This is a genomic window from Mycobacterium sp. E3305 (assembly GCF_001666785.1).
In the GTDB taxonomy this organism is placed as follows: domain Bacteria; phylum Actinomycetota; class Actinomycetes; order Mycobacteriales; family Mycobacteriaceae; genus Mycobacterium.
Genome location: NZ_LZJA01000031.1, coordinates 1 through 13275, shown reverse-complemented (window position 1 = coordinate 13275; position 13275 = coordinate 1). Strand labels below are relative to the sequence as shown.

Below are 13275 nucleotides of genomic sequence, written 5' to 3'. Positions count from 1 at the left end.
GGTCCGACGGCGACGCCTTCGGCCGACTCATCCTGCTGTACGACCCGGAAGGCGCCGACGCGTGGGACGGCACCATCCGGCTGGTCGCCTACATCCAGGCCGACCTGGACCCCAGCGAGGCCGTCGACCCCCTGCTGCCCGAGGTCGCCTGGAGCTGGCTGGTGGACGCGCTCGAGTCCCGGATGGAGCAGGTCACCGCCCTGGGCGGCACCGTCACCGCCACCACGTCGGTGCGCTACGGGGACATCTCCGGGCCCCCGCGCGCCCACCAACTGGAGCTGCGGGCGTCGTGGACGGCGACCACGCCGCAAGTCGGCGTCCACGTCGAAGCCTTCTGTGAGGTACTGGAACACGCGGCGGGCCTCCCGCCGACCGGCGTCACCGATCTGAGCTCCCGGTCACGCGCCTGACATGTGCGAACCGGATGCCCCCGGGCCCGGCAGCACTGCGCCCGACAACAGCGAGCCCGACAATCCCGAACCCCAGCCCACGCCGCTGCTGCACCCTGCCGAAGGAATTCCCGACCTCTCGGTGACCGCCCGGCAGATCCAGGAGGCCGCGAAGCTCCTGGAGCGTGGGCGCGGACCGTTCGCCGTGGACGCCGAGCGGGCGTCGGGGTTCCGGTACTCCAACCGGGCCTACCTGATTCAGATCCGCCGGGCCGGCGCCGGCACGGTGCTCATCGACCCGGTCAGCCACGGGGCCGACCCGGTGGAGGCGCTGCGGCCCGTCGCCGAGGTGCTGAGCGAAGACGAATGGATCCTGCATTCCGCCGACCAGGACCTGCCCTGCCTCGCGGAGGTCGGCCTGCGGCCGCCAGCTCTGTATGACACCGAGCTCGCCGGGCGGCTGGCCGGTTTCGAGCGGGTGAACCTGGCGACGATGGTCGAGCGGCTGCTGGGGTCCGGACTGGCCAAGGGCCACGGCGCGGCCGACTGGTCCAAGCGCCCGCTACCCGAGGAATGGCTCAACTACGCGGCGCTGGACGTCGAGCTGCTCATCGAGCTGCGCGCCGCGATCGCCGACGTCCTGGACCAGCAGGGCAAAACCGGTTGGGCCGCAGAGGAATTCGACTACCTACGGGCGGTGGGGTCCAGGGACCCCAGCGCCGCGGCGCGGCCCGACCGGTGGCGCCGCACGTCGGGCATCCACCGGGTGCGCGACCAGCGGGGGCTGGCCGCGGTTCGCGAGCTGTGGCTGACGCGCGACCGCATCGCCCAGCGCCGCGACATCGCCCCGCGGCGCATCCTGCCCGACTCGGCCATCATCGAGGCCGCCCTCGCCGACCCGAAGACGATCGAGGACCTCACCGCGTTGCCGGTGTTCGGGGGACGCAATCAACGCCGCAGCGCCGCCACCTGGCTGGGGGCGCTGGAGGCGGCCCGGCAAACCAAGAATCCGCCCGTCGACGCCGAACCGCCCAACGGCCCGCCTCCGCCGGCACGCTGGAGCCGGCGCAAACCCGAGGCGGCCGCACGGCTGGAGGCGGCGCGGGCGGCCCTGTCGCGGGTGTCGGAGCAGGTCCACGTCCCCACCGAAAACCTCGTCTCGCCCGATTTGGTGCGCCGGTTGTGCTGGGACTGGGAGCCGGCGCCCGATCCCCTCGACGCCGTCGAGACGTTCCTGCGCGCCGGGCAGGCCCGGCGGTGGCAGCGGGAATTGGTGGATCCCCCGCTGGCGCAGGCGCTGCAGCCCCCGGCCGAGGCCGGCGATTAGCTCGGGGCGTTCACGCATCGAGGGTGAATCGTGGGCATTGCTGGTGAGCGCTGGGCGGAGAAATCGGCGAGATCCCGCCGTGAGCGCACACTCAACGCCCCGAATGCACTCGCGACGATGGTGGGTGGCGACCCGCTCCGCTGACTAGTCGAGGTGTTCGCGGATCTCCGCTTCGGTGACGGAACTGCCCAAGGCGGCCACCCAGCCGGTGACGCGGCGGGCCACGTCCTGATCGGTCAACCCGAGGTCGGCCAGCAGCTCACCCCGCGAGGCGTGCTCGTAGAACCGCTGCGGCAGGCCGACGTCGCGGCACGGAACGTCGATCTCGGCGTTGCGCAACGCGGCGGACACCGCCGACCCGACGCCGCCGCTGACCCCGTTGTCCTCGCACGTGACGACCAGTTTGTGTTGCGCGGCGAGTTCGAGCACCCCGTCGGACACCGGTAGCACCCAGCGCGGGTCGATCACCGTCACGCCGATCCCCTGGTTGTGCAGCCGCTTGGCCACCTCCAACGCCATCGGGACGAACGCGCCGACGCCCACCAGCAGCACATCGTGGTTCAATCCGGCGGCCGGCACCGCCAGCACGTCCACGCCCGAGCGCCGCTCGAGCGCCGGAATGTCTTCGCCCACATCGCCTTTGGGGAACCGCAGGGCGGTCGGGCCGTCGTTGACGTCGAGGGCCTCGCCGAGCTCCTCGCGCAGCCGGGTGGCGTCCCGGGGCGCGGCCACCCGCATGCCCGGGACGATGCCAAGCATCGACATGTCCCACATGCCGTTGTGGCTGGCACCGTCCGAGCCGGTGATGCCGGCGCGGTCCAGCACCATGGTGACGGGCAGCTTGTGCAACGCCACGTCCATCATGATCTGGTCGAAGGCGCGGTTGAGGAACGTCGAGTAGATGGCCACCACGGGGTGCATGCCGCCCATCGCCAGGCCCGCGGCCGACGTCAGCGCGTGCTGCTCGGCGATGCCGACGTCGAAGAGACGATCCGGGAACTGTTGGCCGAAGGCGCTGAGCCCGGTCGGGCCCGGCATCGCCGCGGTAATGGCCACGATGTCGCGGCGCTTCTTGGCGTAACCGATGAGCGCGTCGGAGAAGGTGGCGGTCCAGCCGGGCCCGGCGACCTTGGTGGCCTGCCCGGTGACCGGGTCGATCACGCCGCAGGAGTGCATCTGCTCGGCCTCGTCGTCCTCGGCCGGGCCGAAGCCCATGCCCTTACGGGTGACGACGTGCACGATCACCGGCCGGCCGAAGCCGCGGGCGTGCCGCAGCGCCATCTCGACCGCGCGTTCGTCGTGGCCGTCGACAGGGCCGACGTATTTCAGCCCGAGGTCGGTGAACAGCAGCTGCGGGGACAGCGAGTCCTTGATGCCGGCCTTGACGCTGTGCATTAACCGGTAGGCGAGCTCGCCGAAGAACGGCATCGAGCGCACCGCGTCGCGGCCCTTCTCCAGCGCCTGCTCGTAGGCCGGCTGCAGCCGCAGGGTGGCCAGGTGGTCGGCGACACCGCCGATCGTCGGCGCGTAGCTGCGGCCGTTGTCGTTGACCACGATGATCACCGGCCGGCGCGAGGCCGCGATGTTGTTCAGCGCCTCCCAGCACATGCCGCCGGTGAGCGCGCCGTCGCCGACCACCGCGACCACGTGCCGGTTGCGGTGGCCGGTCAGCTCGAACGCCTTGGCCAGGCCGTCCGCGTACGACAGGGCGGCGCTGGCGTGGCTGGACTCGACCCAGTCGTGTTCGCTCTCGGCGCGCGACGGATAGCCCGACAGGCCGCCCTTCTTGCGCAGGCTCTCGAAGTCCTGGGCGCGACCGGTCAGCATCTTGTGGACGTACGCCTGATGGCCGGTGTCGAACACGATCGGGTCGTGCGGCGAGTCGAACACCCGATGCAGCGCCAGCGTCAGCTCGACGACGCCGAGGTTGGGCCCCAGGTGTCCCCCGGTGGCAGCGACCTTGTGAATCAGGAACTGGCGAATCTCGGCGGCCAGTTCGCGCAGCTGCGGTTGGGACAGGTGTTGCAGATCAGCGGGCCCGCGGATCTGTTCCAGCATCCCGATAGTCTACGCAGCGTCCGCGGGAACGACAGGGAAGCAGCGGAGCCGCAAGGCCTACGAGCGGCCGAAAAGCTCGGCCAGGCTGTCGCGAAGTTCGGGATCTGCCAGGACAACGACCTCGTCACCGGCCCGAAGCTCGGTGTCGCCCCGCACGGGCACCAGGCCGGTGGTGCGGACCACAATGCTCACCCAGATGTCGCCGACCCGGTCACTGAGGCCCTCGACGGTGCACCCCTCGGCGGTCGACCCGCGGGCGACGCTGAAGCGATGGACGCCCTGCGGTTCGTCCGCGAGCCGGACCCCGATCTGCCACGGCTGGGTCTCCACGGTCCGCATCGGTAGCCGCAGCAGCCGGGCCACACCGGGCACGGAGCTGCCCTGCACCAGCACGGAGAAGATGACGACGATGACCACGATGCCGTAGAGGCGTTCGGCGCCGGGGACGTGGGCGGCCCGAAGGAACTCGCCCAACAGGATCGGCACCGCCCCCTTGAGCCCGGCGTAGAGGACGAAGATGCGTTCGTTGCGTCGCAGCCGGACCGGAACGAGGCACGAGCCCACCGCCAGCGGCCGGATCAACAATGTCAGCGCGACACCGAGTGCGACCCCGGGAATCCACACGTCCGGGTGGGCCAGGACGTTGATGTCCACCGTCAGGCCGAGAAAGGCGAACGCGACGATTTCGGCCAGCCCCGCCAGGGCGGCGTGGAACCGCTTGATCTCCGGCTTGTACGGCGCACGAGCGTCGCCGATCACGATGCCGGCGACGAATACGGCCAGGAACCCCGAGCCGTGCGCGAGCGTCGCGATGCCGTACAGCATCAGGCACGACGCCAGCGTGCGCAGCGGGTAGAGGCCTTCGCTCGGCAGGGCGACCCTTCGCATGAAGACGAGCAGGGCCCGGCCGCCGATCACCCCGACGGCCAGCCCGACCGCCATCTGGAGAACGAATTGCGTTCCCACACCGGCGAATCCGGCCGCGCTCAGGCCGCCCGCGGCGATCAGGCTGGACATCAGGGAGATGCCGACCGGGTCGTTGGCGCCGGACTCGCCCTCCAAGATGGTGCTGCTGCGGCCCCGGATCTCGCGTTTGCCCAGGACCGAGAAGACGACGGCGGGATCAGTGGGGGCCACGGCCGTGGCGACGAGTACCGCCGGGAACCAGGCGATTCCGAACGCGTAGTGCACCACCAGGGCCGCCCCGGCGGCGGTCAGGGCGGTCCCCAACACGCCCACCGACAGGATCGGGATGGCGGCCGCGCGGAACCGCGATGGCCCGATGTGCATGCCGCCGTCGAACAACACCAACACCAGCGCGATCGTGATCACCCGCTCGACGGTCGGCTCGGACGGCGACTGCACCGCCGGCACCGCGTGTACAACCACGGCGGCCCCGACCAGCACGAGCAGGGGCACCGGGATCTTGACCCGCTCGGTGAGGCGGTTCGCCAGGACGGCGACCAAACCGACTGCGCTGCAGAACAAAATGATCAGCGCGTAACGAAGAGTCTCGGTCACGATGGCCGCCGTCCGATACCGCTTGATGCGTCGGCGGGCGCGGCCCGCTCTTCGATGGTAGGCACCTAAGCCTTTCGGTTGGTCGACGGGGACATCGAGGACATCGCCGACCAGACTTCCCGGCACACCGTGACGGAGTCTATCGGCTGCGGCGCCCTTCCTCTAATCGCTAGCGGGTCAACAGTGCTACGCACTCGGTGTGATGCGTGAGCGGGAACGCGTCGAAGACCTTGATTTTCTCGACGGCATAGCCCTGGCCGAGATAGAGGCCGATGTCGCGCGCGAAAGACGCCGCCTCGCAACCGATGTGCACCACCCGCGGAACCCCGGCCGCCGCCAGCAGCTCGATGATTTCGCGCCCCGCACCCGCCCGGGGCGGGTCCAGCACCGCCACATCGGCGCTCGAGCGTTGCGCGCCGAGCGCCCGGCGCACGGAGTCGGTGACGACCTGCACCTGCGGCAGGTCGTCCAGCGCGGCGCGGGCGGACCGCGTCGCCGCGCGGGAGGTGTCCACGCTCAGCACCCGCCCGGACTCGCCCACCGCCGCTCCCAGCGCCGCGGCGAAAACGCCCGCGCCGCCGTACAGATCCCAGGCGGTCGCGCCCGGCCCGGGCTGCGCCCAGTCGGCGACCAGCCGGCTGTACACCGCCGCCGCGCAGCGGTGCGCCTGCCAGAATGCCGTCACCGGGATCTGCCAGCTGCGCCCGTCCACCCGCTGGATCGCCTCGTAGCCGCCCTCCACGACCTTGGTCGCTGTCCGTTTGCCCTGCCGCAGCGTGCGCACCACGTGGCGCGCGCCGTCGTCGTCGACGACTACGTGCAATTGGGCCGTCGGGGGCCAGTCCGATTGGGCGAGCCCGTCGAGCATGCCGGACGGTAATTGCGCGCAGCGCAGGTCGGTCACCAGATCGTCGCTGTGATACCGGTGAAACCCGGGCCGACGGTCCGCGCCGACATCGAGCCGGACCCGCGTGCGCCACCCCGTCGGCCCGGAATCCGACAGCGGTTCGGCCTCGCCGGCCCAGTGGTGCCCGCCCAGCCGCTCCAGCTGGTTGGCCACCACCTGGGCCTTGAGGACCAGCGCCGCCTCCGGCGCGGCGAACGCCAGGTCGCAACACCCGGCCCCGTCCACCCCGGCGATGGGGCACAGCGACTCGACGCGGCCGTCGGCCGGTTCCAGCACCTCGAGGGTCTCTGCGTGCCAATAGGATCCGCGGTCGGCGGTCACCCGGACCCGCACTCGCTCGCCCGGCAGCGCGTAGCGGACGAACACCACTCGCCCTTCGTGGTGCGCCACACAGCTGCCGCCGTTGGCCGGGGCGCCGGTCACCAGCGTGAGTTCCTCACCCGCGGGCAGCACCGCGCTGGGTCTGCGAGGCGATTCGCGCATCAATCGAAGATTCCCCGACGGGTGTCCCCCGGGGCCACATGCGGCTGCAGCGTCTGCAGCCGCTCAGACGAATTCAGTTGCCACGGAACCGAAGTCACCATCACGTTGGGCATGAACAGCAGCCGGCCCTTGAGCCGCAGCGCGCTTTGGTTGTGCAGCACCTGCTCCCACCAATGCCCCACCACGTACTCGGGGATGAACACGGTGACGACGGTGCGCGCTGATTCCTTGCTGACCCGCTTGACGTAATCCAGTATGGGACGGGTGATTTCGCGATACGGCGACGCGATCACCTTCAGCGGCACGCTGATGTCGCTTTCCTCCCACTGGTGCACCAGCTCGCGGGTTTCGCCGTCGTCGACGCTGACGGTGAGCGCCTCGAGAACATCGGGACGGGTCGCGCGCGCGTAGGCCAGCGCGCGCAGCGTCGGCAGATGCAGCTTCGACACCAGCACCAGGGCGTGGTTGCGGCTCGGCAGCACCACGTCGTGCTGGGCGGCGGCCTGCTCCTCCAGCTCCCTGGTGACGGTGCCGTAGTGCCGGTGGATCATCTTCATGATCAAGAACAGCAAACCCATCGCGAAGAGCGCGATCCACGCGCCGGCGACAAACTTCGTGACCAGCACGACCAACAGAACGGCGCCGGTGGAGAGCAATCCGACCGTGTTGACGACGCGGGAGCGCATCATCTTGCGGCGCGCGCGGGGGTCGGTTTCGGTGCGCAGCAACCGGGTCCAGTGCCGCACCATGCCGATCTGGCTCAGCGTGAAGGAAATGAACACGCCGACGATGTACAGCTGGATCAGGGCGGTGACCTCGGCGCGGAACGCGATGATGGCCAGCAGCGCCGCCCCGGACAGAAACAGGATGCCGTTGGAGAACGCCAACCGGTCGCCCCGGGTGTGCAGCTGGCGCGGCAGATAACTGTGCTGCGCCAGGACCGAACCCAGCACCGGGAAGCCGTTGAACGCCGTGTTGGCCGCCAGCACCAGGATGAGCGCGGTGACCGTTGCGATCAGCAGGAAGCCGATGTGGAAGCTGCCGAAGACCGTTTCCGCCAGCTGGGTGACCAGCGTCTTCTGGTAGTAGCCGGGCGGCGCGCCGGTCAATTGCCGGGCGGGATCCTCGACCAGCTGCACCCCGATCTGCTGGGCCAGCACGATGATGCCCATCAGCAGGGCCACCGCGATCCCGCCCAGCATCAGCAGCGTCGTCGCCGCGTTGCGCGACTTGGGCTTCTCGAATGCCGGAACCCCGTTGCTGATCGCCTCCACGCCGGTCAGCGCCGCGCAGCCCGAGGAGAACGAGCGCGCCACCAGGAATGCCAGCGCGAAGCCGACGACCTGACCGTGCTCGGCGTGCATCTGAAAGCCGGCCGACTCCGCGCGCAGCGGGTTGCCCAGCACGAAGATCCGGAACAGGCCCCAGCCGATCATGATGAAGACGCCGACGATGAACGCGTAGGTCGGAATGGCGAACGCCACGCCCGACTCGCGGATTCCGCGCAGGTTCAACGCCATCACCAGCAGGATCGAGGCCACGCAGAACCAGACCTTGTTCTCGGCCACGATCGGGATCGCCGAGCCGATATTGGCCATCGCCGACGCCGTCGAAACGGCCACGGTCAGAACGTAATCCACCATCAGCGCGCTGGCGACCACCAGTCCGGCGGTGTCACCGAGGTTGGTGGTGACCACCTCGTAGTCACCGCCGCCCGAGGGGTAGGCGTGCACGTTCTGCCGGTAGCTGGCCACCACCACCAGCATCACCGCGGCCACGGCGAGACCGATCCAGGGCGTCAACGCGTAGGCGGACAGGCCGGCGACCGACAGCATCAGGAAGACTTCCTCGGGTGCGTACGCCACCGAGGACAACGCGTCGGAGGCGAACACCGGCAAGGCGATCCGCTTGGGCAGCAGGGTGTGACTCAGCCGGTCGCTGCGTTGCGGCCGACCGATGAGCAATCGACGCGCTGCGGTGGAAAGTTTGGACACGAGAGCCAAGACTAAGCCCACCGGGGTGTGGCGGTAGCTTCGTAGGTGAGAATGTTTGCCGACCCGAAATCGGCTGGCCGACGTGGGTTGCCGATGGGGGCCGCAGGACGCAGCCGAGAGGATCGGAAATTGCGAGTAGTGGTGATGGGCTGTGGCCGCGTCGGTTCCTCGGTGGCCGACGGGCTGTCGCGGATCGGCCACGACGTCGCGGTCATCGACCGCGACAGCACCGCCTTCAACCGGCTCAGCCCGGAATACGGCGGGGAACGGGTGCTCGGCCAGGGGTTCGACCGCGACGTGTTGCTGCGGGCCGGCATCGAGGAGGCCGACGCGTTCGCCGCGGTCTCCTCCGGCGACAACTCCAACATCATCTCGGCGCGGTTGGCCCGGGAGACCTTCGGCGTGAAGCGCGTCGTCGCCCGCATCTACGACGCCAAGCGGGCCGAGGTCTACGAGCGCCTCGGCATCCCCACCATCGCCACCGTGCCCTGGACCACCGACCGCCTGCTCAACGCGCTGCTGCGGGACACCGAGACAGCCAAATGGCGGGACCCGACCGGCACGGTGGCCGTCGCCGAGGTAGTCCTGCACGAGGAGTGGATCGGCCACCGGGTCACCGATCTCGAGCAGGCGACCGGCGCCCGGGTGGCCTTCCTGATCCGGTTCGGAGCCGGCGTCCTGCCCGAGCCCAAGACGGCTCTGCAGGCCGGCGATCAGGTCTACGTCGCCGCGATCTCGGGCCGGGTGGCCGAGGCCGTGGCCATCGCAGCCCTGCCACCCAGCGAAGACCTCGGTTAAGGAGCGGCGAACATGAAGGTAGCTGTCGCCGGGGCCGGCGCGGTCGGCCGCTCCGTCAGTCGCGAACTCATCGGCAACGGCCACGACGTGACGCTGATCGAGCGCAACCCCGATCACGTCGACGTCGACGCCATCCCCGCCGCGCACTGGCGGCTCGGCGACGCCTGCGAACTGAGCCTGCTGGAATCGGTGCACCTGCACGAATTCGACGTGGTGGTCGCCGCAACCGGCGACGACAAGGCCAACGTCGTGCTCAGCCTGCTGGCCAAGACCGAATTCGCGGTGCCCCGGGTGGTGGCCCGGGTCAACGACCCCCGCAACGAGTGGCTGTTCACCGACGCCTGGGGCGTCGACGTGGCGGTGTCCACGCCGCGCATGCTGGCCTCACTGATCGAAGAGGCCGTCGCGGTCGGTGATCTGGTGCGGCTCATGGAATTCCGCCGCGGGCAGGCCAACCTGGTCGAGATCACGCTGCCCGACGACACCCCCTGGGGCGGCAAGCCGGTGCGCCGCCTGCAGCTGCCGCGCGACGCTTCGCTGGTGACGATCCTGCGCGGCCCGCGGGTCATCGTGCCGGAGGCCGACGAGCCGCTCGAAGGCGGCGACGAGCTGCTCTTCGTCGCGGTCGCCGAGGCCGAAGAGGATCTGCGCAAGCTCCTGCTGCCCGACGGCCCGGGGCTCGACGACTAGGACCGGTGACCCGCAGCGCCCGGCTCCGCCGCGCTCGCGATCACCGCGGACCGATGGCGGTGACCCGCAGCGCCCGGCTCCGCCGCGCTCGCGATCACCGCTAGTCGCTGACGGGATCGGCGTCGATCGGGGCGCGGGCGTCGCCGGCCGCGAGCATGGCGCGCTGCGCGGACTTGATCGCCAGGTACGTCGCGAGCGCGGCCGCCACGGTCAGCGGCCAACCCATCGCAATGCGAGCGACGGCCAGCCAACCCGTCTGATCGGCGTTGTAGAGCAGGCCCTGGACCACGAACCGGGCGGCGAAGACCAACACCCAACAGATCGAGGCTGCGTCGAGCGCGTGGATGGCCCTCGGGACGTCGCGCCAGCCGTGACCCCGCCCGGTGGCCCAGGTCCACACGTAGCCGACCAGCGGCCGCCGGATGACGACCGACGCCGCGACGACCACCGCCCACAGCAACGACATCCAGATGCCCAGCAGGAAGTAGCCCTTGGACTCCCCGACGATGTAGGCGACCAGCGCGCAGATCGCGACGCCGAAGAACCCGGACACGGCCGGCTGCGGGGAGTCCCGCCGGATCAGGCGCCACACCAAGACCAGGGCGGCCGCGGTCAGCGCGGAGGCGATCGCCGCGAACAAACCCGACACGCTCGACGCAATGACGAAGATCACAACGGGCAGCGACGAATAGATGACGCCGCTGACCCCGCCGGCCTGCCGCAGCAGGCGTTCGGCGGTGATGCGATTGACGGTCGCGCGCTCAGCCCCGCCCGACTCGTCGGGTCCCGAACTCGGACCCCGATCGTCGGGTTGGGTCACCGCTGAATTTCGTAGTGCGGGTTGTAGATGGCCTTGGTGCCGTTCTCCAGCTTGCCCAGCCGGCCCCGCACCCGCAGCTTGCGGCCCGAGTCGATGCCGGGGATCCGGCGCTGCCCCAACCAGACCAAAGTGACGGTGTCGCTGCCGTCGAACAGCTCGGCGCGGACCCCGCCCGCACAGGCCTTGCCGTTACATTCCACGCTGCGCAGCGTGCCGACCATCGTGACCTCTTGGCCACGCTCGCAATCGATAACCCGTTGCGCGCCAGTGCTCGCGACCTCGTCGGACAACTCCTCGGAGTCGCGTTGCTCCGGCGCCTCCGTCAAACGACGGGTGAGCCGGCGCAGATATCCTTGGGCCCCCATGGCCACTCCTGACAATGCTGTTAAGCCTCGGCGCTTCACTTATGCCAACGGACACCGTAGACCTGTTGGTTCCCACGCGCCAACCGACTCAAACACCGATGTTGGAGCGCAACTGGACGCCAGGCACTATCGGGGGGTGGCTGTCGATCTGCGGGGTGTCACGACGGTGTTGTTGCCCGGCACCGGGTCCGACGACGACTACGTTCACCGTGCGTTTTCGGGCCCGCTGGGCGACGTCGGCGCGGTGCTGGTGGCCCCGCCGCCCCGGCCGGATCGGTTGATCGACGGCTACGTGTCGGCCCTGGATGCCGCCGCGCGCACCGGCCCGATCGCCGTCGGCGGCGTGTCGATCGGCGCCGCGGTGGCCGCCGCCTGGGCACTGGCCCACCCGGACGACGTGGTCGCCGTCCTGGCCGCCCTGCCGGCGTGGGCCGGCACACCGGAAGCCGCGCCCGCGGCGCTCGCGGCGCGGTATACGGCGTCGCAGCTGCGCGCCGATGGGCTGGCGGTGACGACCGGTCTGATGAGGGCATCCAGCCCGCCCTGGCTGGCCGACGAATTGGCCCGGTCGTGGCGGGCCCAGTGGCCACAATTGCCCGACGCGATGGACGAGGCGGCCGCCTATGTGGCGCCGACCCGCGCCGCGCTGGCCCGCCTGACCGTGCCCCTGGCCGTGGCGGCCGCGGTCGACGATCCCATTCATCCGCTGGGCGTCGGCGTGGAGTGGGTCGATGCCGCGCCGCGCGCGGCGCTGCGAACGGTGACGCTCGACCAGATCGGCGTGGACCCCGCCGCGCTGGGCGCGGCGTGCCTGGCCGCCCTCGCCGATGTGGGCTGACGGGTTCGGGTCAGCCGCCGGTGGTGGTGCGCAGCTGCTGCATGGCCGAGCCCTCGACGCTGCGGCGCGCGGTGGGCTCGTTAGACCCCGACTCCGCCTCGCCTTGTTGGGCCTGTTGCGCCTCGGCTTGCTGGGCGGCCGCGGCCTCCCGCAGCTGCTGCGCCATGGGCTCGGGCAGCTGCACGGTCAACGGCGTGCGCACCGGAAGGGGCGTGTCACCGCGGCGAACGACGGTGTCCGCCAACGCCGCTCGCGCCTCCTGCTCGAGCGCCTCCATGGTCTCGTGCGGGCCGTTGATGACGCAGCGGATCATCCACCGGTACCCGTCGACCCCGATGAAGCGCACCGCCCCGGAAGCCGAGCCGACCACCTCGCGGCCCCAGGGGCCATCCTTGATGCTGACTTTGGCCGAGTCCTTGCGCAGCGAATCGGCGAGCTCGCCGGCCACCTCGCGCCAGAGGCCGCCCGTCTTCGGCGCCGCGTAGGCCGCGATGGTGAAGCGGCCGTTGGGCGTGACGACCCACACCGCGCTCGGAACGCCGGTCTCGGTCAGCTCCACCTGCAGCTGGCCCGCCTCCGGCATGGGAATGAGCACCGAGCCCAGGTCCAGGCGCGCCAATTCCGCGACCGACGGGTCGTCGAAATCGTCGATGTCGAAGGGGCCCTCGAGTTCCTCGCCGTACTCGTCGTCGATCGGGTCGGCGGCAGCTTCCGCGTCCACCGGCTCGTCGCTGTCGTCGCTACGTCTCTTAAGTGCCATCACAAACTCGCATGTCCGCCGGAGGAACCGTGGCCACCGTCGCCACGGGAGGTTTCGGCCAGCCCGGCCTCGTCGAACGACGACACCTCGACCAGCTCGACCAACTCGACCCGCTGCACCAGCAGCTGGGCGATGCGGTCACCCCGATGCACCACGATCGGCTCGGCCGGGTCGAGGTTGATCAGCGCGACCTTGATCTCGCCGCGATAACCCGCGTCGATGGTGCCGGGGCTGTTGACGATCGAAAGTCCCACGCGCGACGCCAGTCCCGAACGCGGGTGGACCAACCCGACCATCCCGAACGGAATCGCGACCGCGACGCCGG

The 13275-nt window shown here is 70.3% G+C and carries 13 protein-coding genes; 5 read left to right on the top strand and 8 right to left on the bottom strand.

All coding sequences use genetic code 11. The features are described from left to right. Both A5701_RS03685 and A5701_RS03680 read left to right on the top strand, forming a co-directional pair. A partial coding sequence (locus tag A5701_RS03685; protein ID WP_082950498.1) for a DUF3000 domain-containing protein occupies positions 1 to 410 on the top strand: 410 nt, incomplete at its 5' end. Position 411: 1 nt separating this feature from the next. Further along, positions 412 to 1716 carry a ribonuclease D gene (locus A5701_RS03680; protein WP_067748645.1) on the top strand — a complete coding sequence of 435 codons (1305 nt, stop codon included), beginning with the start codon at positions 412 to 414 and terminating at the stop codon, positions 1714 to 1716. 144 nt (positions 1717 to 1860) lie between these two features. On the opposite strand, the gene dxs is transcribed toward A5701_RS03680, so the two are convergent. The 4 genes from dxs to A5701_RS03660 form a co-directional block, all read right to left on the bottom strand. Continuing rightward, entirely contained in the window at positions 1861 to 3774 is a 1914-nt protein-coding gene (gene dxs, locus A5701_RS03675; protein WP_067748642.1) for a 1-deoxy-D-xylulose-5-phosphate synthase, read from the bottom strand. 57 nt (positions 3775 to 3831) lie between these two features. Further along, positions 3832 to 5295, bottom strand: coding sequence for a cation:proton antiporter (locus A5701_RS03670; protein WP_067748640.1), 1464 nt, complete (start codon positions 5293 to 5295; stop codon positions 3832 to 3834). A 169-nt stretch (positions 5296 to 5464) separates the two neighbouring features. Beyond that, the gene (locus A5701_RS03665; protein WP_369807380.1) at positions 5465 to 6685 is read right to left on the bottom strand and encodes a class I SAM-dependent RNA methyltransferase; all 1221 of its coding nucleotides are present in this window, start codon (positions 6683 to 6685) and stop codon (positions 5465 to 5467) included. Next, positions 6685 to 8679, bottom strand: a complete 1995-nt coding sequence (locus A5701_RS03660; protein WP_067748638.1) for an APC family permease — start codon at positions 8677 to 8679, stop codon at positions 6685 to 6687. The genes A5701_RS03665 and A5701_RS03660 overlap by 1 nt, the downstream gene beginning before the upstream one ends. Positions 8680 to 8808: 129 nt before the next feature. Between A5701_RS03660 and A5701_RS03655 the strand changes: the two genes are divergently transcribed. Both A5701_RS03655 and A5701_RS03650 read left to right on the top strand, forming a co-directional pair. Further along, a complete protein-coding gene (locus A5701_RS03655; RefSeq protein WP_156669900.1) occupies positions 8809 to 9477 on the top strand; it encodes a TrkA family potassium uptake protein in 669 nt (222 codons plus the stop codon). Between the two features lie 12 nt (positions 9478 to 9489). Continuing rightward, positions 9490 to 10167, top strand: coding sequence for a TrkA family potassium uptake protein (locus A5701_RS03650; RefSeq protein ID WP_067268952.1), 678 nt, complete (start codon positions 9490 to 9492; stop codon positions 10165 to 10167). 100 nt (positions 10168 to 10267) lie between these two features. On the opposite strand, the gene A5701_RS03645 is transcribed toward A5701_RS03650, so the two are convergent. Both A5701_RS03645 and A5701_RS03640 read right to left on the bottom strand, forming a co-directional pair. After that, positions 10268 to 10909, bottom strand: a complete 642-nt coding sequence (locus A5701_RS03645; RefSeq protein WP_231972759.1) for a DUF3159 domain-containing protein — start codon at positions 10907 to 10909, stop codon at positions 10268 to 10270. 74 nt (positions 10910 to 10983) lie between these two features. Next, positions 10984 to 11352: an OB-fold nucleic acid binding domain-containing protein gene (locus tag A5701_RS03640; RefSeq protein ID WP_067268953.1), complete on the bottom strand. Its 369-nt coding sequence runs from the start codon at positions 11350 to 11352 to the stop codon at positions 10984 to 10986. A 136-nt stretch (positions 11353 to 11488) separates the two neighbouring features. Between A5701_RS03640 and A5701_RS03635 the strand changes: the two genes are divergently transcribed. Continuing rightward, positions 11489 to 12190, top strand: coding sequence for a serine aminopeptidase domain-containing protein (locus A5701_RS03635; protein ID WP_067748631.1), 702 nt, complete (start codon positions 11489 to 11491; stop codon positions 12188 to 12190). Positions 12191 to 12200: 10 nt separating this feature from the next. On the opposite strand, the gene A5701_RS03630 is transcribed toward A5701_RS03635, so the two are convergent. Both A5701_RS03630 and dut read right to left on the bottom strand, forming a co-directional pair. Continuing rightward, positions 12201 to 12950 carry a DUF3710 domain-containing protein gene (locus tag A5701_RS03630; RefSeq protein ID WP_067748628.1) on the bottom strand — a complete coding sequence of 250 codons (750 nt, stop codon included), beginning with the start codon at positions 12948 to 12950 and terminating at the stop codon, positions 12201 to 12203. Further along, positions 12950 to 13275 (bottom strand): dUTP diphosphatase (dut, locus tag A5701_RS03625; protein WP_082969667.1); only part of this gene is annotated, 326 nt, incomplete at its 5' end. The genes dut and A5701_RS03630, both read right to left, overlap by 1 nt.